Annotated in this window: 21 protein-coding genes and 1 riboswitch; of the genes, 17 read left to right on the top strand and 4 right to left on the bottom strand. The window is 68.4% G+C overall.

Annotated elements, in window-relative coordinates; genetic code table 11:
• Positions 1-308 precede the first annotated feature (308 nt).
• From C998_RS14390 to ubiB, 12 genes are all read left to right on the top strand, one after another.
• Complete coding sequence (locus C998_RS14390) at positions 309-440, top strand: lipoprotein (protein WP_018868860.1); 132 nt, start codon at positions 309-311, stop codon at positions 438-440.
• Positions 441-1730, top strand: a complete 1290-nt coding sequence (gene lysA, locus C998_RS0100405; RefSeq protein ID WP_018868859.1) for a diaminopimelate decarboxylase — start codon at positions 441-443, stop codon at positions 1728-1730.
• Positions 1727-2404 carry a trans-aconitate 2-methyltransferase gene (locus tag C998_RS0100400; protein WP_018868858.1) on the top strand — a complete coding sequence of 226 codons (678 nt, stop codon included), beginning with the start codon at positions 1727-1729 and terminating at the stop codon, positions 2402-2404. The genes lysA and C998_RS0100400 overlap by 4 nt, the downstream gene beginning before the upstream one ends.
• A complete protein-coding gene (gene dapF / locus C998_RS0100395) occupies positions 2401-3240 on the top strand; it encodes a diaminopimelate epimerase (RefSeq protein WP_018868857.1) in 840 nt (279 codons plus the stop codon). The genes C998_RS0100400 and dapF overlap by 4 nt, the downstream gene beginning before the upstream one ends.
• Complete coding sequence (locus tag C998_RS0100390; RefSeq protein ID WP_018868856.1) at positions 3237-3944, top strand: DUF484 family protein; 708 nt, start codon at positions 3237-3239, stop codon at positions 3942-3944. Before dapF ends, C998_RS0100390 begins: the two co-directional genes overlap by 4 nt.
• Positions 3919-4896 carry a tyrosine recombinase XerC gene (locus tag C998_RS0100385; RefSeq protein WP_018868855.1) on the top strand — a complete coding sequence of 326 codons (978 nt, stop codon included), beginning with the start codon at positions 3919-3921 and terminating at the stop codon, positions 4894-4896. Before C998_RS0100390 ends, C998_RS0100385 begins: the two co-directional genes overlap by 26 nt.
• Before the next feature lie 59 nt (positions 4897-4955).
• Positions 4956-5498 carry an ATP-dependent protease subunit HslV gene (gene hslV, locus C998_RS0100380; protein ID WP_019641486.1) on the top strand — a complete coding sequence of 181 codons (543 nt, stop codon included), beginning with the start codon at positions 4956-4958 and terminating at the stop codon, positions 5496-5498.
• A gap of 55 nt (positions 5499-5553) precedes the next feature.
• A complete protein-coding gene (gene hslU / locus C998_RS0100375) occupies positions 5554-6885 on the top strand; it encodes an ATP-dependent protease ATPase subunit HslU (RefSeq protein WP_018868853.1) in 1332 nt (443 codons plus the stop codon).
• A 149-nt stretch (positions 6886-7034) separates the two neighbouring features.
• Positions 7035-7400: a gamma-butyrobetaine hydroxylase-like domain-containing protein gene (locus C998_RS0100370; RefSeq protein WP_018868852.1), complete on the top strand. Its 366-nt coding sequence runs from the start codon at positions 7035-7037 to the stop codon at positions 7398-7400.
• Between the two features lie 13 nt (positions 7401-7413).
• Complete coding sequence (gene ubiE / locus C998_RS0100365; RefSeq protein WP_018868851.1) at positions 7414-8166, top strand: bifunctional demethylmenaquinone methyltransferase/2-methoxy-6-polyprenyl-1,4-benzoquinol methylase UbiE; 753 nt, start codon at positions 7414-7416, stop codon at positions 8164-8166.
• Between the two features lie 19 nt (positions 8167-8185).
• Entirely contained in the window at positions 8186-8785 is a 600-nt protein-coding gene (locus C998_RS0100360) for an SCP2 domain-containing protein (RefSeq protein WP_018868850.1), read from the top strand.
• A 5-nt stretch (positions 8786-8790) separates the two neighbouring features.
• Complete coding sequence (ubiB, locus tag C998_RS0100355) at positions 8791-10467, top strand: ubiquinone biosynthesis regulatory protein kinase UbiB (protein WP_018868849.1); 1677 nt, start codon at positions 8791-8793, stop codon at positions 10465-10467.
• A gap of 29 nt (positions 10468-10496) precedes the next feature.
• On the opposite strand, the gene C998_RS0100350 is transcribed toward ubiB, so the two are convergent.
• Together C998_RS0100350 and C998_RS0100345 are read right to left on the bottom strand one after the other, a co-directional pair.
• Positions 10497-11753, bottom strand: coding sequence for an inorganic phosphate transporter (locus tag C998_RS0100350; RefSeq protein ID WP_018868848.1), 1257 nt, complete (start codon positions 11751-11753; stop codon positions 10497-10499).
• A 33-nt stretch (positions 11754-11786) separates the two neighbouring features.
• A complete protein-coding gene (locus C998_RS0100345; protein ID WP_018868847.1) occupies positions 11787-12467 on the bottom strand; it encodes a TIGR00153 family protein in 681 nt (226 codons plus the stop codon).
• Positions 12468-12549: 82 nt separating this feature from the next.
• A riboswitch (TPP riboswitch) is annotated at positions 12550-12656 on the top strand.
• Between the two features lie 77 nt (positions 12657-12733).
• On the opposite strand from C998_RS0100345, the gene thiC reads away from it, so the two are divergent.
• A complete protein-coding gene (gene thiC, locus C998_RS0100340; RefSeq protein ID WP_018868846.1) occupies positions 12734-14623 on the top strand; it encodes a phosphomethylpyrimidine synthase ThiC in 1890 nt (629 codons plus the stop codon).
• A 9-nt stretch (positions 14624-14632) separates the two neighbouring features.
• Here thiC and C998_RS0100335 read toward each other — a convergent pair whose 3' ends face one another.
• Positions 14633-15730: a diguanylate cyclase gene (locus C998_RS0100335; RefSeq protein ID WP_018868845.1), complete on the bottom strand. Its 1098-nt coding sequence runs from the start codon at positions 15728-15730 to the stop codon at positions 14633-14635.
• Positions 15731-15952: 222 nt separating this feature from the next.
• On the opposite strand from C998_RS0100335, the gene C998_RS0100330 reads away from it, so the two are divergent.
• From C998_RS0100330 to C998_RS0100320, 3 genes are read left to right on the top strand one after another with little or no spacing between them, the layout of a single operon-like run.
• Entirely contained in the window at positions 15953-16450 is a 498-nt protein-coding gene (locus tag C998_RS0100330; protein WP_231364934.1) for an SH3 domain-containing protein, read from the top strand.
• Positions 16450-17355 (top strand): M48 family metalloprotease, encoded by a 906-nt coding sequence (locus C998_RS0100325; RefSeq protein ID WP_018868843.1) that lies wholly within the window; start codon positions 16450-16452, stop codon positions 17353-17355. The genes C998_RS0100330 and C998_RS0100325 overlap by 1 nt, the downstream gene beginning before the upstream one ends.
• A gap of 57 nt (positions 17356-17412) precedes the next feature.
• Positions 17413-19518 (top strand): adenylate/guanylate cyclase domain-containing protein, encoded by a 2106-nt coding sequence (locus C998_RS0100320; RefSeq protein WP_026279405.1) that lies wholly within the window; start codon positions 17413-17415, stop codon positions 19516-19518.
• Positions 19519-19529: 11 nt separating this feature from the next.
• Here C998_RS0100320 and C998_RS0100315 read toward each other — a convergent pair whose 3' ends face one another.
• On the bottom strand, positions 19530-20216 hold the full coding sequence (locus tag C998_RS0100315; RefSeq protein ID WP_018868841.1) for a hypothetical protein: 687 nt from the start codon (positions 20214-20216) through the stop codon (positions 19530-19532).
• Between the two features lie 231 nt (positions 20217-20447).
• Between C998_RS0100315 and C998_RS0100310 the strand changes: the two genes are divergently transcribed.
• Complete coding sequence (locus C998_RS0100310) at positions 20448-23441, top strand: response regulator (RefSeq protein ID WP_018868840.1); 2994 nt, start codon at positions 20448-20450, stop codon at positions 23439-23441.
• The last annotated feature ends 18 nt before the right edge of the window (positions 23442-23459 follow it).

Below are 23459 nucleotides of genomic sequence, written 5' to 3'. Positions count from 1 at the left end.
CTCCTCTCATCTTTTTGGATCAAATCCGGACATTCCCGGGGCGCGAGCGATCCATGTGGATGCAGGCGCCTGTGCGTTGTGACGAGGTACCGTTCGGTTCTATTCCCCGTCCCCGGATCAGCCCCCTTTGGTGTCGGGACCTTTGCTGATCCTGCAACTCCAGAGTCCCAGAATGTGGCTGAACGCTTCATGAACGGATCCGTTATCGAGCGGCTCCGGGCCGCAACGCCCCTGATCCGAGTGAAGCCAGCCCCGTATCAATGGCACACTATGCCCTCCCGATGCAATCATTTCCGGATACCGCACCCATGCCCTTCTGCAAGGCCCACCTGTTGCTGCTGATCGTGGTTGTCGTCCTCGGAGGCGCGCAGATGCTGGCCAGCTGCGGGCAGAAGGGCGATCTCTACCTCCCCGAGGACGAGCAGGAGGAAGCCCGCTAGATGGACTATTTCGATTACCGCGGGGGCACGCTGCATTGCGAGAGCGTGGACCTCGACGCCCTGGCCCGCCGGGTGGGGACCCCGGCCTACGTCTACTCCCGCGCCACCCTGGAGCGCCATTACCGCGCGTTCGCCGAGGCCCTGATCGGGATGCCGCATCAGGTCTGCTTCGCGGTCAAGGCCAACTCCAGCCTGGCGGTGCTGAACGTGCTGGCCCGCATGGGCTCGGGGTTCGACATCGTCTCCGGCGGTGAACTGGAGCGGGTGCTGCGTGCCGGCGGCGACCCCGCGCGGGTGGTGTTCTCCGGGGTCGGCAAGACCGCGGCGGAGATGCAGCGCGCGCTGGACGTGGGCATCCACTGCTTCAACCTCGAATCGGAGGGCGAGCTGGAACGCCTGGAAGCGGTCGCCGCCGAGCGCGGGGAGGTCGCCCCGGTGTCGTTGCGGGTGAACCCGGACGTCGACGCCGAGACCCATCCCTACATTGCCACCGGGCTGCGCGACAACAAGTTCGGCGTGGCGATCGAGGACGCGCCGGCGCTGTATCGCCGCATCCATGAGTCCGGGCACCTGGACGCGATCGGCGTGGATTTCCACATCGGCTCCCAGCTGACCAGCACCGAGCCGTTCGTCGACGCGCTGGAACGGGTGCTGGCGCTGGTGGACCGGCTGGCGGAAGACGGCATCGAGCTGTCGCACATCGATGTCGGCGGCGGGCTGGGCGTGCGCTACCGCGACGAGACCCCGCCGGAGCCCGACGTGTGGGCCGCGGCCCTGCGCGAAACCCTGGGCGAGCGGCCGCTGAAGGTGCTGCTGGAGCCGGGCCGGGCGATCGCCGCCAACGCCGGGGTGTTCCTGACCCGGGTGGAATACCTCAAGCACTCGGAACACCGCGATTTCGCGATCGTCGACGGCGCGATGAACGACCTGTTGCGCCCGGCGCTGTACGGCGCGTGGCAGGCGATCGACCCGGTGGTCCCGCGCGACGATACCGAAACGCGCAGCTACGACGTGGTCGGGCCGGTGTGCGAGACCGGGGATTTCCTCGGGCGCGAACGCGATCTCGCGCTGGCCCCCGACGACGTGCTGGCGGTCCGCTCCGCCGGTGCCTACGGTTACGTGATGGCGGGCAACTACAACAGCCGCCCGCGCCCGCCCGAAGTCATGGTGGACGGTGACCACTATCAGATCGTCAACCGCCGCGAGCAGGTCGATCATCTGATGATGCGCGAGAGCATGCTGCCGCGCGATCCCGACGAGGAAGATCCGCCCGGGAGGGTCGATCCGTGATCCCGCGACGGCCCGAGCCCGAGCTGATGCTGGAGCCCGGCCAGGCCCGGGCCTATGCCGAGGCGGATTTCGCGCAGCCCCACGAGGGTTTCGTGGATGCCTTCGCCGAAGTGTTCCCGGAGCCGGTGCGCGGCCCGGTACTGGATCCGGGTTGCGGCCCGGGGGATGTCAGCCTGCGCTTCGCCACGCGCCATCCCGACTGCGAGGTCGACGGGCTGGACGGTGCGCCGGCCATGCTGGCGGCCGGGGATGCGCTGCGGGTCGGCCATCCGGCCGCCGCGCGTGTCCATCTGGCCGAGGGTTGCCTGCCCGATGCGCGGGGCCCGCGCGCGCCCTACGCCACCATCATCTGCAACTCGCTGCTGCATCACCTGCATGATCCGGGTGTGCTGTGGCAGGTGATCCGTCGTGACGGCGCCCCGGGGGCGCGGGTGTTCGTGATGGATCTGCGCCGTCCCGATTCGGAGGCCGAAGTGCAACGCCTGGTGGCGGAGCACGCGGCCGACGCCCCGGAGGTCCTGCGGCGCGACTTCGAACACTCGTTGCACGCAGCGTTTACCCCCGAGGAGGTCCAGGGCCAGCTGGCCGCCGCCGGTCTCGAAGGCTTCCGCGTGCGGGTGACCAGCGATCGCCACATGGTCATCCACGGGCGGTTGCCGGAGCGCCGGGGATGAGTGCGCTCGCCTTTACCAAGATGCACGGCCTGGGCAACGACTTCGTGGTGTTCGACGGCGTGCGCCAGGCGGTCGCGCTGAGCACCGAGCAGCTGCGCCTGCTGGCCGATCGCCATTTCGGCGTGGGCTGCGACCAGATCCTGCTGGTGGAGCCGCCCGCCGATCCCGCGAGCGCGCTGTTTCGCTACCGCATCTTCAACGCCGACGGCGGCGAGGTGGAGCAGTGCGGCAATGGCGCGCGCTGCTTCGCCCGCTTCGTACGCGAACAGGGCCTGACCGACGCCCGCGAGATCCCTGTGGAGACCCTGGGCGGTCCGCTGGTGCTGCGGGTGGAGGCGGACGAACAGGTGACCGTCGACATGGGCTGCCCGGTGCTGGAACCGGCACGCATCCCGTTCGAGGCCGACTTTGAGGCCCCGGAGTACCGCCTCGAGGTCGGCGACACGGCCCTGAAGATCGGTGCGGTGTCCATGGGCAACCCGCATGCCGTGACCTTTGTCGACGACGTGGCGCAGGCACCGGTGGCGACCCTGGGGCCCGCGATCGAGTCGCATCCCCGCTTCCCGTGCCGCGTAAACGCCGGTTTTGCCACGGTACGCGATCGCGGGCATCTGGACCTGCGGGTATACGAACGCGGCGCCGGCGAGACCCTGGCCTGCGGCTCCGGCGCCGCCGCGGCGATGGTGGTGGCCCGCCTGCAGGGTCGGGTCGATGACCGGGTGCGGGTCTCGCTGCCGGGCGGGGCCCTTGTGCTAAGCTGGGAGGGCAGCCCGGAGTCGCCGGTGCGGCTGACCGGCCCCGCAACCACGGTATTCAACGGCAGGATCGATCTATGAGTACAGACCCCTCCAGTGCCTCCCCGGCGGGGGATGGCGCCGAACTCTCGGCGGCCGAGGTCGAGGCCTGGCTGCGCGAGCACCCTGATTTCTTCCTCGACCACCAGGCCCTGCTGGACGTGCTGCGCATCCCGCATCCGGCCGGCGGTGCCGAGTCCCTGGTCGAACGCCAGCTCAAGCGCCTGCGCGAACAGAACCGCCAGCTGGAGCAGCGCATGCACGAACTGGTGGAGCGTGCCCGCGACAACGAACGGGTCGGCCGCCAGCTGCACGATCTGGCCCGCACCCTGATGCGCGCGGAGAACCTGGATGCGGTGCTGGCGCTGACCCAGGATGCCCTGCGCGACGAACTCGGCGCCGAGCGGGTGAGCATCCGTCTGGCGGAGCGCGAGGTGCAGGACCTGCACGCCCTGGATACCGCCCAGCTGGCCGTGCTGGAACCGCTGTTCGCGCGCGGCCGGGCGCAGTGCGGCCGCGTGCCCCCGGACATGCTGAAGGTGCTGTTCGACGACGCGGACGACACGGTGGGTTCGGCGATCCTGATGCCGCTGCTGGCGGACGACGAACGCGTGGGCGTGCTGGGTCTGGCCAGCGCCTCGCCGGATCGCTTCCAGCCGGACATGGGGACCTACTTCGTCACCCATATCGGCGAGCTGCTGGCCGAGTCCATCCGCTGTCATGCCGACCGCAAACAGGCCGCCTGAGTCCGAGCCGCAACCCGACCCCGCCAGCGAGGCCTATCTCGCGCATCTGCGTGATGTGCGCGGGCTGTCGTCGCACACCATAGCCGCGTACCGTCGCGACCTGCGCGAACTGCGCCGGGCCTGGGACGCGCCCTGGACGGAGCTGGATGCCGCCGCGCTGCGCCGCATCGTGGCCGGGCTGGCCCGGGGCGGGCGCCATCCGCGCTCGGTCCGCCGGTTCCTCGCCGCAGTGCGCGGTTTCCTCGATTTTCAGGTGGAGCGTGGCGAGCGCGCCGCCAACCCCGCCGCCGGACTGCGGGGACCGAAGACCGACCGTCCGCTGCCCCGCGGGCTGGACGTCGATCAGGCGCAGCAGGCGCTGGATGCCCCGCCGTCCGCCGCCCCCGCGCCGGACGGGGAAGCGGACGATCCCGATTCGCCCCTGGCGCGCCGCGACCGCGCGATGCTGGAGCTGCTGTACGGCTCCGGACTGCGGCTGGCGGAACTCACCGGGCTGGACCTGCCGGACGTGGACCGGGAGGCCGGCATGGTGCGCGTACTCGGCAAGGGCCGGCGCGAGCGTCGCGTGCCCGCCGGGCGCATGGCGCTGGCCGCCCTGCGCGACTGGCTGGCGGTGCGCGGGCAGTGGGCGGATGTCGACGAACCCGCGCTGTTCGTGACCCGGCGCGGGCAGCGCATCAGCAATCGTTCGGTCCAGCGACGGGTCGCCGAGGCCGGGCGCCGGGGCGGGCTCGACGTGCATCTGCACCCGCATCGCCTGCGCCACGCCTTTGCCAGCCACCTGCTGGAATCCAGCGGCGACCTGCGCGCGGTGCAGGAACTGCTGGGGCATGCCGATCTGTCCACCACCCAGATCTACACCCATCTGGACTATCAGCACCTGGCCGAGGTCTACGATGCCGCCCATCCCCGCGCGCGGCGTCACGATCCGGCCGACGAGACGGGTTCGTAGGCGGGCGCAACCGCGTACAATCCCGGTCCGGATCCGACCACCGATTGCAGGAGACCACCGTGGAGCAGTTTCGTGGCACCACCATCGTCTGCGTGCGCCGCAATGGCGCCGTGACCCTGGGCGGCGACGGCCAGGTATCGCTGGGCAACACCGTGATGAAGGGCAACGCGCGCAAGGTGCGCCGCGTCTACCATGACCGCATCCTGGCGGGTTTCGCCGGCGGCACCGCCGACGCCTTCACCCTGTTCGAGCGCTTCGAGGGCATGCTGGAGAAGCACTCCGGCAACATCACCCGGGCCGCGGTCGAGCTGGCCAAGGACTGGCGCACCGACCGCGCGCTGCGCAAGCTGGAGGCGCTGCTGGCGGTGTCCGATCGCGAGAACTCGTTCGTGATCTCGGGCAATGGCGACGTGATCGAGCCCGAGAACGCGCTGATCGCGATCGGCTCCGGTGGCCCCTACGCCCAGGCCTCGGCCCAGGCCCTGCTGCAGAACACCGACCTGCCGGCGCGCGACGTGGTGGAGAAGAGCCTCCATACCGCCGCCGACATCTGCGTCTACACCAATCACAACATCACGCTGGAGAGCCTCGACGCCGAGTGACGCCCCGGCGTCGCCCGCAAGGCTCCCCGGCCGCGACCCTTCAGGACCGCAAGCCATGAGCGACATGACCCCCCGCGAAATCGTCCAGGAACTGGATCGCTACATCATTGGCCAGGACGGGGCCAAGCGTTCCGTGGCCGTCGCCCTGCGCAACCGCTGGCGCCGGCGACAGCTGCCCGAGGCCCTGCAGCCCGAGGTCACGCCCAAGAACATCCTGATGATCGGCCCCACCGGCGTCGGCAAGACCGAGATCGCCCGCCGCCTGGCGAAGCTGGCCAAGGCCCCGTTCATCAAGGTCGAGGCGACCAAGTTCACCGAAGTCGGCTATGTCGGGCGCGATGTGGAGTCGATCATCCGGGATCTGGCCGAAAACGCGATCAAGCAGCTGCGCGAGGAAGAGATGCAGCAGCACCGCGGCCAGGCCGAGGACGCCGCCGAGGAGCGCATCCTCGATGCCCTGCTGCCGCGGCCGCGCAACGCCGGTTTCACCGAGTCCGGCGACGACGCGGCCAACAACGAGACCCGGCAGAAGCTGCGCAAGCGCCTGCGCGAGGGCAGCCTGGACGAGCGCGAGATCGACATCGAGCTCCAGCAGCAGGGGCAGAACGTCGAACTGATGACACCGCCCGGCATGGAAGAGATGGCCAGCCAGCTGCAGTCGATGTTCCAGAACATGGGGGGCCAGAAGAGCCAGCAGCGGCGCCTGAAGATCGCCGACGCCCGGCGACTGCTGGTGGACGAGGAGGCCGCGCGCCTGGTCAACGAGGAAGAACTCAAGGTCAAGGCGATCGAGCGGGTCGAGCAGAGCGGCATTGTGTTCCTCGATGAGATCGACAAGGTTGCCAAGGGCAGCGAGAAGAGCGGCTCGGATGTCTCCCGCGAGGGCGTGCAGCGCGACCTGCTGCCGCTGATCGAGGGCACCACCGTGTCCACCAAGCTGGGCATGGTGCGCACCGACCATATCCTGTTCATCGCCTCCGGTGCGTTCCACCTGAGCAAGCCGTCGGACATGGTCCCCGAGCTCCAGGGCCGGCTCCCGATCCGGGTGGAGCTGGAACCGCTGTCGGTGGAGGCCTTCGTGCGCATCCTGACCGAGCCCACCGCGTCGCTGACCGAGCAGTACGTGGAGCTGATGAATACCGAGGGCGTCAGCGTGGAATTCCGCGACGAGGGCGTGCAGCGCCTCGCCGAGATCGCCCACGACGTCAATGCGCGCACCGAGAACATCGGCGCGCGGCGGCTGCACACCGTGCTCGAACGCCTGCTGCAGGACGTCGCCTTCCGCGCCCCCGACATCCCGGAACCGGTCGTGATCGACCGCGCGTTCGTCGACGAACGCCTGAGCGATTTGGCCGAGGACGAGGACCTGTCGCGCTACATCCTGTAGCGCCTCAACCCCGGAGCCCGTGCCGGGGTATGCCCGCCGGGGCGCGCGGGCTGGTATCCTCGCCGGCGGCAGTGATTCCGGGACCGCCCTGGCGGTCCCGGGCGTTCCCATCGTCCCGGGCAATCCGGGCGCCGCACGTCGGAGGCCGCATGAGCAGTACGCAACGACCCACGGACATCCAGCTGCACCAGAAGTCGCGCATCCTCGAGCTGCGCTATGCCGACGGCTCGCATTTCGAGCTGCCCTGCGAGTTCCTGCGGGTGTATTCGCCGTCGGCCGAGGTGCGCGGACACGGCCCCGGGCAGGAGGTCCTGCAGGTCGGCAAGGAGGACGTGAACATCACCGCGATCGAGCCGGTCGGCAACTACGCGGTCAAGCTGGTGTTCTCCGACGGCCACGATACGGGCATCTACGACTGGGATTACCTCTACAAGCTGGGTACGGAACAGGAGCGTCTGTGGCAGGATTACCTGGAACGGCTGCATCAGGCCGGTCACGAACGCCGAACCCACTGACGCAAGAAGACTCATGAACGACGACGACCCCGGCAAGACCCACTTCGGTTATCAGACCGTTTCCGAATCCGAGAAGACCGAGCGGGTCGGACAGGTGTTCCACTCCGTGGCTTCCCGCTACGACGTGATGAACGACCTGATGTCCATGGGCATCCACCGCGTGTGGAAGCGCTACACCGTGGAACGCGCCGGGGTACGGCCCGGCATGCGCATCCTCGACCTCGCTGGCGGGACCGGCGATCTGGCCAGTGCGTTCGCGCCGCGGGTCGGGCCGAAGGGACAGGTCGTGGTCTGCGATATCAACGCCTCCATGCTGGAGGCCGGGCGCGACCGGCTGATCGACGAGGGCCGGGTCGGCAACATCGAATACGTGCAGGCGGATGCCGAAGTCCTGCCGTATCCCGACGAGTCATTCGACCGCATCACCATGGCCTTCGGCCTGCGCAACGTGACCCGCAAGGAAAACGCGCTGGCGGAGATGCGCCGGGTGCTCAAGCCCGGCGGTCGGGTGCTGATCCTGGAGTTTTCGCAGCCGGTGGCGCCATTGCGGCCGGCCTACGATGTCTATTCCTTCAAACTCCTGCCGCTGATGGGCCGTCTGGTGGCCAACGATGCGGATTCCTATCGCTATCTGGCCGAATCCATCCGCATGCATCCGGATCAGGAGACCCTGGCCGGGCTGATGCGCGATGCCGGCCTGGAACGCGTCGAATACGACAACCTGACGGGCGGCATCGTCGCCCTGCACCGCGCTACCCGCCTGTAACAGCCGGAGAAGAATCGCGATGGCCGAGCCCGCCGCCCTGCCGAGCCCCGTCACCGCTCTGGTCGAGACCCTGCTGAACGAGATCCTGGCGGCCGCGCCGGAACCGGCACGCGAGCGCCTGGCCGGCCGCGCGGTGGCCATCGTGGTCGAGCCGCCGGGGGTCGCGTTCAGTCTGGTGGGTGCCGCCGACCGCCTGCAGGTGATCGGCGGGGTGGAAGAACCCGTGGATGCCCGCGTGGCCGGCTCGCCATTGTCGCTGGGGGCGGCCATGACCCGCGACGACCGCAGCGGTCTGCAGCTCGACGGAGATGCCACCGCGCTGTCCGATCTGCAGCGCGCGCTGGGCGAAGCCGAGCACGACTGGGCGGCGCTGTTCGAGCGGGTTGCCGGCGCCGGTTCGGCGGGTCCGCTGCAGGACCTGTTCCGGCGTGCGACCGGCGGCCTGCGTCATGCGGCCACGCGCTCCGCCGAGGACCTGGCCGATTATGCCCGCGACGAGGCGGGCTGGCTGCCGCCGTCCGGGGCCTTCGAGGCCTTCAGCGAGGACGTGGCCCGCCTGCGTGACGATACCGCCCGGCTGGAGGCGCGCCTGCGCCGTCTCGAATCCGGAGACGCCTGACCCCCATGCGACGCAGCTTCTACCAGGGTCTGCGGCTGTGGACCATCGCCCGGGTCCTGGTGCGCTACCGGCTGGACGTCATCCTGTTCACCCTCAAGCCGCTGCGTCCGCTGAGCTTCCTGCTCTATCTCGCGCCGTGGAACTGGTTCCGCCGCACCCGGGGCACGCGGGGTGAACGCATCCGCCGCGCGCTGGAGGACCTCGGGCCGATCTTCATCAAGTTCGGGCAGATGCTGTCGACCCGCCGCGACCTCCTCCCGGACGACATCGCGGTGGAGCTGGCGCGCCTGCAGGATCGTGTCCCGCCGTTCCCCGCCGACCGAGCGCGCGCGGTGATCGAGGCCGAGCTGGAACGCCCGGTGGACATCGCCTTTGCCGAGTTTTCCGATACCCCGCTGGCCTCGGCCTCCATCGCCCAGGTGCACGAGGCGCGGCTGCAGGACGGCCGCGAGGTGGTGGTGAAGGTCGTGCGGCCCGGCATCCTGAAGACCATCCGCGCGGACCTCGAGGTGATGCATACCATCGCCGCGCTGGCGGATCGCTACTGGAGCGAGGCTCGGCGGCTGCGCCCGCGCGAGGTGGTGGACGAGTACGAGAAGACCGTCACCGACGAGCTGGACCTGATCCGCGAGGGCGCCAACGCGGCGGCCATCCATCGCAATTTCGCGGACAGCCACCTGCTCTACATCCCGGAGATCATCTGGGACTACACGCGCCAGAGCGTGCTGGTGATGGAACGCATCGAGGGCATTCCGGTGGCCGACGTGGCCGCCCTGCGTGAACGCGGGGTGGATCTGCGGCTGCTGGCGGAGCGCGGCGTGGAGATCTTCTTCACCCAGGTGTTCAAGCACAACTTCTTCCACGCCGACATGCACCCGGGCAATATCTTCGTCGATGCCACCCATCCCGACGACCCGACGTACCGCGCGGTCGATTTCGGCATCGTCGGCTCGCTGCTGGACTCCGACCAGCGTTACCTCGCGGAGAACTTCTACGCCTTCTTCAACCGTGACTACCGGCGCGTGGCCGAGCTGCACGTGGAATCCGGCTGGGTCCCGAAGGACACCCGGGTCGACGAGTTCGAGGCGGCGATCCGGTCGGTGTGCGAGCCGATCTTCCAGAAGCCGCTGGACGAGATCTCCTTTGGCCAGGTGCTGATGCGGCTGTTCCAGACCGCGCGGCGCTTCGACATGGAGGTCCAGCCGCAGCTGGTGCTGTTGCAGAAGACCCTGCTGAACATCGAGGGCCTGGGGCGCCAGCTGTACCCGCAGCTGGACCTGTGGACCACCGCCAAGCCGTTCATCGAGCAGTGGATGCACGAGCGCATGGGGACGCGCGCCTTCTTCCGCAGCGCGCGCGAACACCTGCCGCGGCTGCTGGCCCATCTGCCGGAGCTGCCGCTGCATGTGGAGAAGGCGCTGACGGTGGAGGAGCAGCGGGCCGAACGCGATGCCGCGCTGCGCCAGCAGATCCGCGAGCTGGAGGACGGTCTCGGTCAGCAGGACCGGCGCCGGCGCGAGGGCCTGGCCGCGCTGGGGCTGCTGGTGGTGGCGGGCCTGAGCCTGCAGCTGGACGTGCCCGAGTGGCTGGGGCTGGCCTGGCCGGCCTGGCCCGCGGGGATCCTGGGGCTGGGGCTCTTGCTGTTCAGCCTGCGGCCGCTGCCGCCGCGGCCGCAGCACTGACCCGGCCGGCTCCGTTCCTGGCCCGGATTTCAGCCCAGCAGGCCGCGCAGCACGTAGAAGAACAGGATCGCCAGGATTGCGCCGGCCGGCAGGGTCACGATCCACGACATGAAGATCATGCGTACCAGGCGCAGGTCGATCGCCGCGATCCCGCGGGCCAGGCCCACGCCGAGGATCGCGCCCACCAGGGTATGGGTGGTGGAGATCGGCAGGCCGGTGCCCGAGGCCAGCACCACGGTGGCGGCCGCGGCCGCCGTCGCGGCATAACCGCGGCTGGGGGTCAGCTGGGTGATCCCGGTGCCCACCGTGGCGATCACCTTGTGGCCGTAGGTGAACAGGCCGAACACGATCCCGAAGCCGCCCAGCAGCAGCACCCACATCGGCACCAGCGTCTCCGGATCCACCTCGCCGGTCTGGATCACGTCGACCACCGCGGCCAGCGGCCCCACCGCATTGGCGACGTCATTGGAGCCCAGGGCAAAGGCCATGGCGCAGCCGGTGACCACCATCAGCACGCCGAAGACCTTCTCGACGTCACTGAAGTGCGAGCCGTTTTCGTCCGCCGGGATCTCCTCGAACCGCAGCCGGCGGATGGCCAGCATGCCGAACGCCACCACGATCAGGCTGATCAGGATCGCAAGGCCGTAACTCTGTACGGTGGTGAGATTGAGGCCGACATGGGTCAGCCCCTTGAACATGGTGACCAGCGCGGTCACGAAGGCGGTGAGGAAGATGTACAGCGGGGCCCAGCGCTTTGCGTTTTTCAGCGGGTCGACCGTGTCCAGGATCAGGAGCTGCACGCTGCGGAACAGGGCGAACGCGATCGCGCCGCCGATCATCGGCGAAAGAACCCAGGACGCCGCGATGGTGCCGACCCGTTCCCACCGCACCACCTCGAACCCGAGACCGACCACCGCAAAGCCGATGATGGCGCCGATGATGGAATGCGTGGTGGAGACCGGCCAGCCGAAATAGGACGCGACCATCAGCCACGTCCCGGCCGCCGCCAGGGCCGCGAGCATCCCGAACACCAGCAGGTCCGGACTGTCCGCCAGCAGCTCGGAATCGACCATCCCGCTGCGGATGGTCTGGGTCACCTCGCCCCCGGCCAGCCAGGCACCGGCGAACACGAAGACCCCGGCCACCACCACCGCCTGGCGGATGGTCAGGGCACGTGACCCCACCGAGGTGCCCATGGCATTGGCCACGTCGTTGGCGCCGATGCCCCAGGCCATGAACAGACCGAAGATGACCGCGAGGGCGAGCAGCACAATGCCGTATTCCATGCCGTCTCCCGAGCCTCGTCTTGTGTCGGGTGGTTACTTGGCCAGCATCAGCTGCAGGCGGCTGCCCACGCGCTGTGCCAGGTCGGCGAGATCGCCAATGGAGTCGATCACGCGATACATGAACATCACGTTCACCGGCGGCAGCTCCGTCTCCCGGGCAAACAGCATCTCGCGGACCTCGCGCTGGGCGTCATCGGCCTCGTGCTCGAGGCTGTCAAGCTTCTGCAGGATGCGGTTGACGACCTCGACCTCGTGGCCGCGGAAACCGGCTTCCACCAGTTCGTCCAGTTCGTTGACCGCGCGGCCGGCCTGGTCGACGGTGTCCACGCTGCGCTGCAGGAACCGCTGTACCGGTTCCTGCATGTCGTCGGGGAAACGCATCTGCCGGCCCAGCATGAGCCCGGCGATGTCCTTGGCCTTGTTGGCGATCTGGTCCTGGATGAGGAGGGTGTCGAGGACGTCGCGGCGCGACATGGCGAGCATCAGCCCCTTGGGAAGGTGCAGACGCAGATCCTTCTTCAGGCGGTCGGCATCGTGTTCGAGCTCGACGATGCGCTCCTGATGGGTGCGAGCCGTGTCCCAGTCTTCGCGATCCACCGCCTGAATGAACAGCGGCAGTTCCGCGATACAGGAACGGACCTTGTCCATGTGCGCCTGCAGCGGGCGCACCGGGGACCGGCCGAACAGCTCGAAGACAAAGTTCTTGGGGCTCATGGCGGCGCGAAGAGTGTCACAGACCTCTAATCTAGCGCAAACGGCCCCGCCGTGCTTACCGGGCGGCTCTGCGTTACACTCGGCTATGAGCTGGGGGTGCCCCGTTGTCGCGAGCGACGAGGGGGCTGAGAGAGTCCCCTTGAACCTGAACCGGTTAACACCGGCGGAGGGAAGCTCGGTCAACGGTCTGCTGTACCCGGGGTCCCTGCCCCCGCGATCGCCCTGCCCGCGCTCCCTTCGCCTCACGCGACAGCAGAGGTCCGATCATGAGCGCCATCCCCGAGTCGTTTGCCCGCAAGACCGCCGAGGTCTCCGCCGAAGTCACCCGCCCGTTCCCGAACTCCGAGAAGCGCTACGTCGAGGGGTCGCGCGCGGACATCCGCGTGCCGTATCGCGAGGTCGCGCAGACGCCGACGATGACCTCCGGCACGCCCGAGGAGAACCCGCCGATCCCGGTCTACGACACCTCCGGCCCCTACACCGACCCCGAGGCGAGCATCGACCTGCACCGCGGCCTGGCGGATCTGCGCGGTGGCTGGATCGACGAACGTGCGGACACCGAGTGGCTGGACGGCCCGAGCTCGGAGTACGGCCGTGCCCGCGCCGCCGATCCGGAACTGGCCAGCCTGCGCTTCGAGCACATCCGCCCGCCGCGCCGCGCGCAGGCCGGCGCGAACGTGTCGCAGCTGCACTACGCCCGCCAGGGCATCATCACCCCGGAGATGGAGTTCGTCGCGATCCGCGAGAACAACCGCCTCGAGGCGCTGCGCGCCGACCCGCGCTACCAGAAGTTGCTGCGGCAGCACGCCGGCGAGTCCTTCGGGGCCTCCATCCCCGAGGAGATTACCCCCGAGTTCGTGCGCGAGGAGATCGCCCGCGGCCGCGCGATCATCCCGGCCAACATCAACCACCCCGAGCTCGAGCCGATGATCATCGGCCGCAACTTCCGGGTGAAGGTGAACACCAACATCGGCAACTCCGCGGTCACCTCCTCGATCGAGGAGGAGGTGGAGAAGCTCGTGTGGTCCGCGCGCTGGGGCGGCGACACCCTGATGGACCTGTCCACCGGCAAGAACATCCACGAGACCCGCGAGTGGATCCTGCGCAACTCGCCGGTGCCGATCGGCACCGTGCCGATCTACCAGGCGCTGGAGAAGGTCGACGGCAAGCCCGAGGACCTGACCTGGGAGCTGTTCCGCGACACCCTGATCGAGCAGGCCGAACAGGGCGTGGACTACTTCACCATCCACGCCGGCGTGCGCCTGCAGTACGTGCCGCTGACCGCCGACCGGGTGACCGGCATCGTCTCCCGCGGCGGCTCGATCATGGCCAAGTGGTGCCTGGCGCATCACCAGGAGAACTTCCTCTACACCCACTTCGACGAGATCTGCGAGATCATGAAGGCGTTCGACGTCTCCTTCTCGCTGGGCGACGGCCTGCGCCCCGGCTGCCTGGCCGACGCCAACGACGCCGCGCAGTTCGGCGAGCTGGAGACCCTGGGCGAGCTGACCCGGAAGGCCTGGGAACACGACGTGCAGGTGATGATCGAGGGCCCCGGCCACGTCCCGCTGCAGAAGGTGAAGGAGAACGTCGACAAGGAGCTGGAGGACTGCTTCGAGGCGCCCTTCTACACCCTCGGCCCGCTGGTGACCGACATCGCCCCGGCCTACGACCACATCACCTCCGGCATCGGCGCGGCCAACATCGGCTGGTACGGCACCGCGATGCTCTGCTACGTGACACCGAAGGAACATCTGGGCCTGCCGAACAAGCAGGACGTGCGCGACGGCATCATCACCTACAAGATCGCCGCCCACGCCGCCGATCTGGCCAAGGGCTTCCCCGGCGCGCAGCTGCAGGACAACGCACTCAGCAAGGCGCGCTTCGAATTCCGCTGGGAGGACCAGTTCAACCTGGCGCTGGACCCGGAGCGCGCACGCGAATTCCACGACGAGACCCTGCCGAAGGAAGCGCACAAGGTCGCCCACTTCTGTTCCATGTGCGGCCCGAACTTCTGCTCGATGAAGATCACCCAGGACGTGCGCGACTACGCCGCGGCCCAGGGGCTTTCGGAACAGGAGGCGCTGGAAAAGGGCATGCAGGAGAAGGCGGTGGAGTTCGTCGAGAAGGGCGCGCAGATCTACCGCGAGGTGTGAGCCGCCGCGTTAGCGTACTTCGATGCGGTCGCGGCCATTCTTCTTGGCCGCGTACAGGGCCCGGTCGGCGCGGTCGAAGGTGTCGACCCGGTCCTCGCCGGGTCGGTATTCGGTCACCCCGAAGCTCGCGGTGAGCGGCCCGACCGTCTCGAAGTCGAAGGCATTGATGCGGGCCTGCAGGTCGCGGGCGGCGGCCACGGCCTGGTCGGCCCGGGTCTGCGGCAGCAGCACGAAGAATTCCTCCCCGCCGATCCGCCCCGCGGCGTCCGCCTTGCGCAGGTGTTGGCGCAACAGTTCGGCGAACTGCTGCAGCACCGCGTCGCCGACGCTGTGGCCCCAGGTGTCGTTCACCGCCTTGAAGTGGTCGATATCCATCAGGATCACCGAGAACGGCTGGCCGTAGCGCTCGGCGCGGGCGCGCTCCTCCTCGAACCGCTGTTCGATGTGCGCGCGGTTCCACAGCGAGGTCAGCGAATCGATCTGCGCGGAATGCGCCAGCTCGCACTGCTGCAGGAACGTGGCCTTGAGCGCGCGTTCCAGGATGAAGGCGGCCAGCAACCCGAACGAGAAGGCCGCCAGTATCCAGAACAGATGCAGCTGCACCAGTCCGGTCGGCATCGGCAGCTGGATCGTCGCGGCAATCACCAGGGCGACGATCGTTCCGGCCGAAATCGAGGCCTGACGCAGCGGCAGTCCCGATACCGTGAAGGTCCAGATGATGCTCAGGTAGATCTCGGGGGCGAACACCAGAAACTGCGGCGAGCCCGCGTTCAGGTACAGATTGGCGGCATTCGCGACCACCGGCGCGATCATCAGCAGTGCCCACATCCAGCGCTGCAGGGAGGCCCGCAGGCTCATCGCCGCCACCGCCAGCAGCATGCCCGGGACCAGCAGGGCATGGGCGAAGACGCGCAGGCCGGTTGCGTCGGCGTCCACCGTCTGCTCGATACCGGCGTACAGCAGATACATCGCGGCGGTCAGAAGCGCGATGTAGCGAACCTGCGGGATGCGCGCGGCCCGCAGCCAGGCCGAGAACGCGTGGCGGGTCGCCTCGTCTTCGCCGTGCAGCGGATCCAGTCGGGCCCGCAGTGGTCGTTCCGTCTCCAAATTGACCCCCCGTTGCGAGACCGGCCTCCGCCGCCGGTGTGCCACCGGGGCACCATGGGCCCGCCACCATCATGATGCGGGTATTCACCGGAAAATGTCAGCCCGGCAGGAGCGATGGCCTCGCCTGGCGGGTTGACGCTGTGGGCCCGCTTCGGTAGGAAGAATGTCCATTGTCCGTCGGGTTTTCCGTCGCGGGCAATCACTCACGGTCGAGGTCCTTCCATGTTGCGAATCCGAACCCTCCCGGTGCTGTTTCTCGTGCTGGCCGTCGCCGGTCCCGGCTCCGTGGCGCTGGCCTTCGAGCGCGGCGATCCCGGGGACGTGGCCGTGCGTTCGGCCGAGCTGCGCGAGGCGCCCGGTCATCTGAGCGCGATCCGTGGTCATCTCGATTACGGCACCCGAGTCGAGGTCAGGGACCATAGCCAGGGATTTCTGCGGGTGCGCAGCGAGGCCGGCGAGGAGGGCTGGCTGCACCCGTCCGCGCTGAGCCGGGATCCGGTGATCCTGACGGAGGACGGAGACGACGTTGAACGGGACGCGGACCGCGACGAGATCGCGCTGGCCGGGCGCGGCTTCAACGAGGAGGTGGAAGAGCGCTATCGCCGTGAGCGCGGCCTGTCCTTTGCCCCGGTCGACCGGATGGAAGCCGGGGGAGCGGATCCCGAGGATCTGAGGGCATTCATCGAGCAGGGCGAGCTGCATCTGCCGGGGGGTGAGTGATGCGGGTCTGCAACGGATCATCCCTGCTGCCGTTGGTGTTCCTGGTACTGTCGCTGGCGCTGCTGGCGGGTTGCCGCACGGTCGCTTCGGTGGGTGCCGAGCTGGGGACCCGGACCGGCGTGCTGGATGCGCGGCAGGCCGAAAGCCTGCGCCAGACCGGTGAGCTGGCGGAGCGCAGCATGGAGGACTTCACCCCGGAGCAGGAATATTTCATCGGCCGCGCCGTGGCGGCCCGGGTGCTGGAGGACTACGCGGTACACGATGATCCGGCCGCACAGGCGTACCTCAACAACCTGGGCGGGGTCCTGGCCCTGCACTCGGAGCGCCCGAGCCTCTATCAGGGGTATTCCTTCCGCCTGCTGGATTCCGACGAGCTCAATGCCTTTGCCACCCCGGGCGGGCATATCTTCATCACCCGCGGCATGGCCCGGCTGGCGGAAACCGAGGACGAACTGGCGGCCATCCTCGCGCACGAGATCGCGCACGTGCAGGAGCGTCATGGCCTGCAGGCGATCCGCAGCTCGCGCGTGACCGCGGCGCTTACCAGTGCGGCGCTGACCGGGGCGCAGCTGGCGGGGGACGATGATCTGCGCGAGCTGACGGACATCTTCGAGGACTCCATCGACGACATCACCCGGACCCTGTTCGTGAATGGCTATTCGCGCGAGTTCGAGCGCGAGGCCGATGCCGGCGCGGTGGCCATCCTTGAGCGCACGGGCTATCGCCCCGAGGCGCTGACTCGCGTGCTGGAGCGCATGGATGACGAATGGGACCCGCAGGGCCCGGGATTCGCCCGCACCCATCCATCGCCCTCCAGGCGCATCGCGGAGCTGGGGCTGGAGCCGGCGGACTCGCGCAGCGAGGCCCGGGCCGAGCGTTTCTCGCGGTTCCGCGCGGCCCTCTGACGGCGACTCCGGATGTCCGCCAGCTCCCGCTCCGGAGGCCGTTTCCGGCGGGCCCTGATGACCGGGCTGCTGGCGGTCCTGCTGGCCCTGGTGGCGGAGCAGTCGGGCTGGCTCGACGGTCCGGAGCGGGCGGCCTACGACCTGCAGGCGCGCCTGCTGGCCGGGCTGATGCCTCCGGACCAGGACGACGAGGTCGTGCTGATCCTGGTCGACGAGCAGAGCCTCGAGTGGGCGCTGGATACCCAGGGCCAGGGCTGGCCATGGCCGCGCGAGTACCCGGCGGTGATCGCCGATTTCGCCCGTCGTGCGGGGGCCGCCTCGCTGACCTTTGATGTGCTCTACACCGACGATTCCCGTTTCGGCGTGCATGATGATCGGCGGTTCGCGCGGGCCGCCGCGGATTTCGGTCCGACCGTTTTCGCCGCGCTGTACGGCGAGGAGGCCGCCCGCCACGACCGGTTTCCGCAGGACGCGCCCGTCTCGTCCGCGACGGTGGAGGTGGAAGGGGCCGGCGGCGACGATTTCCCCGCGTTTTCCCGCGCGACCTTTCCGGTGCCCGAGCTTGCGCAATCGGCGGCGCGCATGGGCAACGTGCACATCACCCCGGATCCCGACGGGGTCTACCGCCGGGTTCCGCCGGTGACCCGCTTCGACGGGGAGCTGGTGCCGGGTCTGGGGCTGGCGGCCTTTCTTGCGGGAGCGGGGGAGTCGCCCGGTCTGCGGCTGGAGGACGACGGGCGGGCGCTGCGGGTGGGTGACCGGCGTCTGCCGCTGGACCCGGAGGGTCGCCTGATCCTGCGCTTCGACCGGCCGGGTGCGGAACGTACCCGGCTGCGGGCGGCCGCGGTCATCCAGAGCGAACTGCGGCTGGCGGCCGACCCCGGGGCTGATACGCCGATTGACCCCGCAGAACTCGAAGGCCGGCACGTAATGGTGGGGCTGTCGGCGGCCGGACTGTTCGACCTGCGACCGCTGCCGCTGGATCCGCGTGCGCCCGGCGTGGAGTTCCACGCGACCATGCTGGAGAACCTGACCGCGGGGCGTTTCATGCGCGAGGTCGACGCCACCCGGGCGCAGGTGCTGGTGGGCCTGCTGGCCTTTCTTCCGGCCTTCCTCGCCGGGCTGGGGCGCAGCAGCGCGAGCACGGCCCTGGCGATTGCGTTCGCCCTGGTGGCACCGGTGCTGCTGTCCGGCTTTGCTCATGCCGGCGGGGTCTGGCTGCCGCTGGTCGTGCCGCTGGTGGCCGGGCTGACAGGGACCGTGGGGGCCGCGGTCTACAACTATGCCCGCGAGGGCCGTGAACGGCGCTTCATCAAGGCGGCCTTCGCGCAGTATCTCAGCCCGCAGGTGATCGAGCGCCTGCTGGAGGAGCCCGATCGCCTGAAGCTGGGCGGCGAGCGCCGCGAACTCACCATCTTCTTCAGTGACCTGGAGGGGTTCACCAGCCTCAGCGAACGGCTGTCACCGGATGACCTCACGCGGCTGCTCAACGAGTACCTGACCGAGATGACCGACATCCTCACGGCCTGTGGCGCCACCATCGACAAGTACGAGGGCGATGCGATCATCGCCTTCTGGAACGCGCCGGTCGATGTCCCCGACCATCCACGCCGGGCGGTGGAGGCGGCGCTCGAATGTCAGCGCCGGCTGGCGGCCATGGCGCCGCGCCTGCGCGGGCGGGCCGGACGCGATCTCGCGATGCGTATCGGCGTGAACACCGGCGAGGCGGTGGTCGGCAACATGGGTTCGCGTACCCGTTTCGACTACACCATGCTCGGTGACGCGGTGAATCTGGCCGCGCGGCTGGAAGGGGCGAACAAGGTCTTCGGCACGTACACCCTGATCGCGGAGAGCACCGTACGGAAGCTCCCCGAAACGTTGTATTGCCGCGAGCTGGGCGAGATCCGCGTGGTCGGACGGGCGCGCCCGGTGCGGGTCTACGAGCCGGTCGCGCGGCTGGCCCTGGATGCGGCTCCCGAACGCTACGAGGTCTTCGCCCGGGCGCTGCAGATGCTGCGCCAGGGTCGGGTGGAGGAGGCGCGAACGCTGTTCGCGACCATTGCCGATCAGGACCCGCCCGCGGCACGCTACGTCCAACGCTGCACGCGACTGCTGGAACAGGGCGAGGCCGGCGACGGCGTCTGGGAGCTCGACGCGAAGTAGCCGCGCCGCGTTCAGAGCCCCTGGCGCAGGGTGCCCAGCAGCTGGCTCATGCTCGCGTCGATGTCCATCTCGACGATCGTGGTGATGGATACAAAGTTCTGCATGGCATTGATGTTGGCGTCGCGCCGCGATGCCAGGCGTATCCGCTCCATCAGGGCACGGTTGACCGTGTTCAGCTCCCGGTGCAGTTCCTGCAGCCCCTCCATGTCCCAGTCCGGCGGTGCTTCGCCCTCCCGGCGGTCGAGGTACTGACGGACCAGATAGGTCCCCGCCATGCGGTACAGGGTTTCCTCGAGGGTGGCGAACGGCAGGTGGAATTCCGCCAGCGGGCGCAGCCGCGACAGGATCGGGCAGGCGCCCGAGGCCATGATCAGCCCGAACAGCGAGCGCAGGAACTCCTGGACGTCGCATTCCTTCAGATAGCTGCGTACGGGGGTGTCCACGCGGCCCCGGATGCGTTCCACCGACGGGCTGTCGGCGAAATGCCGGGCGATATCGGCGAACTCGATGGCCGCCGGGCAGTATTCCACGGTCCGCGCGTCCAGCGGACAGTTTTCGCACTGTCGGCATTCCAGGCGGGTCCAGTCCGGATGGGCCTCGTCGTTATGGCGCGCCGGGTCCCGCGAGCGGTGGATATCCACCTGGTAGCACCACTCGCTGCCGTCACTGCGTTCCAGGCGATAGGTGATTTCGCTCATCGCTTTCTCTTCCCGCCGCTTTCACCGTGTTTTTGTGAAGCCTATCACGCCTCGCCGGGCCTGCCGCTCCCGGCTTCCGCGGTTTCTTTTTCACGGAGTTTCTGATCCTGGCTAACGCCTGGCTCACGCTTCGGGGGTGTAATCCCGCACGGAGCATGACAGCATTAGCACCCGCTCCGGATCAGGGAATGGTTCCGGACGGGCCATATGGATATCCAGAGGGATGCTTCAATGCGCTTCGGAGTTGCCAGTCGCCTGCGTGGCGGCCTGATCGGGCTCGCACTCGTCACGGTCGTTGCGAGTATCGTTTCCCTCGTTTCCTTCGAACGCTTCGCGAGCAGTTTCGACGAACTGGCGGCGGAACAGGTGCCGGTGCTCATGGGGACCGGCAACCTGGTCCAGCGCAGCGAGGCGATCGTTTCCACGTCGGTCGGTCTGCTCACGGCCGGAGACCCGGCCGAGCGGGCTTCCGGTTTTGCCGAAATCGAGCGTTACAACGCCGATATCGGTGCCCTTCTGGAACAGATGCCGCGCAACCAGGTGGACCCGGCAACCCTCGAGGAACTCGATTTCCTGCGCGAAGACATGATGGGCTCGGTGCGTGCCCTGGAGGCGGTAATGGAGGAACATGCCGCTCACGAGGAGCGCACGCGGTCGGTGCTGGCCGATCTGCGCGAGGCGCGCAGCGGGCTGGGCCGTCTGCGCGATGACCCGGATTATCCGGCGAGCTGGCTGGGACGCGCCGGCATGGTGATCATGAGTCTGGCCATGGCCGCGACGGTGGACTCGCGTGAAGACCTGGCCCCGCTGCGCGAACAGGCCAGGGAACGCGTCGAGATCCTCGTCCGCGCGACGGAAGACCTGCCGCCGGCACTGCGCCCGCAGGCCCGGCAGCTGACCGCGGATCTGCGCCGGCTGGTCCACGGCGACACGGGACTGCTGGCCACGCGCGAAGGCCAGCTGCGTCAGGCGGAGGCGGTGCAGGCCGAGCTCGGTACGGTGCGCGCCCGCGCCGGCCGTCTGGTCAGCGAGCTGTCGATGCTGACCTTCGAGCTGGAAACCAGCGTGATCACGCGGCAGGAGGAGGTGCAGGAGCTCTCGGATCAGCGCATGACGGTGCTGGCCGCCACCATGGCCATCGGCCTCCTGCTGGCGGGGGCGATCATTCAGTACGTCAATCGCCGGGTCGTGCGCCGGCTGCAGTCTCTTCACCACGGCATGAACGGCTGTGTCGGGGGCGAAAACACCTCGGTTCCGGTCGAGGGCAACGACGAGATCGGCGACATCGGACGGGCCGCGAACTACTTCATCGACTCTGTGCGCCGGCGCGAGGAGATGCTGGAGAAGCTGTTCGATGCCACACCCCTGCCGCTGGTGCTGTGCGAACCGGCCATGGGGGTCATCGAGCGGCACAATCGGCGTCTGACCGACCTGTTCGGACCCGATATCGAGAATGTCGGGATGCTGTTCGAAAACGCTCGGGACTGGGAGGAGCTGCGGGAGAACCTGGCCGGCGGGGCCTTCCTGGATCATCACGAACTGCAGTTGCGGCGGGCCGACGGCAGCCCGTTCTGGGCCCTGATCTCCGCACGCCGGATCACCCTGGGCGAGCGTGAACTCCTGCTGCTCAGTGCGCTGGACATCTCGGCCCGCAAGCAGGCCGAAGCCGCGATGCGCGAGGCCAAGGAACGCGCCGAAGACGCCACGCGGGCGAAGTCCGAATTCCTGGCCAACATGAGCCACGAACTGCGCACCCCGCTGAACGCCATCATCGGCTACAGCGACATGCTGCTGGAAGAAGCCGAGGACATGGGCTTCAGCGATTTCGATGACGACCTCGAGAAGATCCGCTCCGCGGGGCGCCACCTGCTGATGCTCATCAACGACATCCTCGATATCTCCAAGATCGAGGCGGGCCGCATGCAGCTGTACCTGGAGGATCAGGAAGTCAGCCAGATCGCCTCCGAGGTCGAGGCGATGGTCACGCCGCTGGTGGGCAAGAACGGGAACCGGCTGGTTGTCGAGGGCGCCGAGGGTGCCGGCACCATGCATACCGATGTCACCAAGCTGCGTCAGTGCCTGTTCAACCTGCTCTCCAACGCCGCCAAGTTTACCGAGAACGGGGAGATTCGCCTGGAGATCGAGACGCGCCCGGACGCCTCGGACCCCGAGGCCGACCGGTTGTATTTTCACGTGAGCGACACCGGGATCGGCCTCAGCGAGGATCAGATGGCCCGGCTGTTCCGTTCGTTTTCCCAGGCGGATGCCTCCACCACCCGCAAGTACGGGGGGACCGGTCTGGGGCTCGCCATCACTCGTCACTTCGCCCGCATGATGGGCGGAGACGTCACCGTCAGCAGCGAGCCGGGTGCGGGATCCACCTTCACCGTGGAACTGCCGCGCGTTTCCAGCGAGTCGGCGCCGGAGCCGAGCGAGGGCACCGGCACCCTCCTGCTGTTCGACCAGGACGAGAACCTCTACCGCATGATCGGTGGCGGGCTGGAGGAGGAAGGCTACTCGGTGGTGTTCGCCAGCACCGTGGACGAGGCGCTGAAAAAGGTCGAGGAGGTGCACCCGGACCTGATCGCGGTGGGCTGCCAGATGGAGCAGGGCAACGGCTGGACGCTGGTGACCACGCTCAAGCAGATGCCCGGGGCTTCGGAGATCCCGCTGATCATGGTGGGTCAGCGCGAGGACGGCGACTCCGCCCATGCACTGCCCCTGGGCAACGTGGTCACAAAGCCGGTGGATACGCGTCACTTGATGCAGATCATCAACCGTCATGGCAAACCGGGCGATGGTGACCACGTTCTGGTTGTGGATGACGATCCCGACGCCCGGGCCGTCCTGGAACGCCTCCTGGACCGCGAAGGAATCGCCACCGCACCCGCGGGGGATGGCATTGAGGCGCTGGAGTCCATGGGGAAAAAACGCCCCTCGATGCTCCTGCTGGATCTGATGATGCCGAATCTGGACGGCTTCGGCGTGCTCGAGGCCATGCAGGGGGACCCCGAGCTGCGTGATGTGCCGGTGGTCGTCATCACCGCCAAGGACCTGGAGCCGGACGAGGCGCGTCAGCTTCAGGAACGAACGCTCCGGGTCCTGCGCAAGGGGCAGTACGACCGGCGGGCCCTGCTGGAGATGATCAAGAACCGGCTGGCCCGCGAGCAGGCCCCCGCCGGTGCGGCCGTCGCCGAAACCGAAACCGCCGGAACCGACGCATGAACACTCGCTCTCGGGAGG

It is taken from the genome of Thioalkalivibrio sp. ALgr3, assembly GCF_000377325.1.
In the GTDB taxonomy this organism is placed as follows: Bacteria; Pseudomonadota; Gammaproteobacteria; order Ectothiorhodospirales; family Ectothiorhodospiraceae; genus Thioalkalivibrio.
This window is presented reverse-complemented; position numbering and strand designations above follow the sequence as displayed.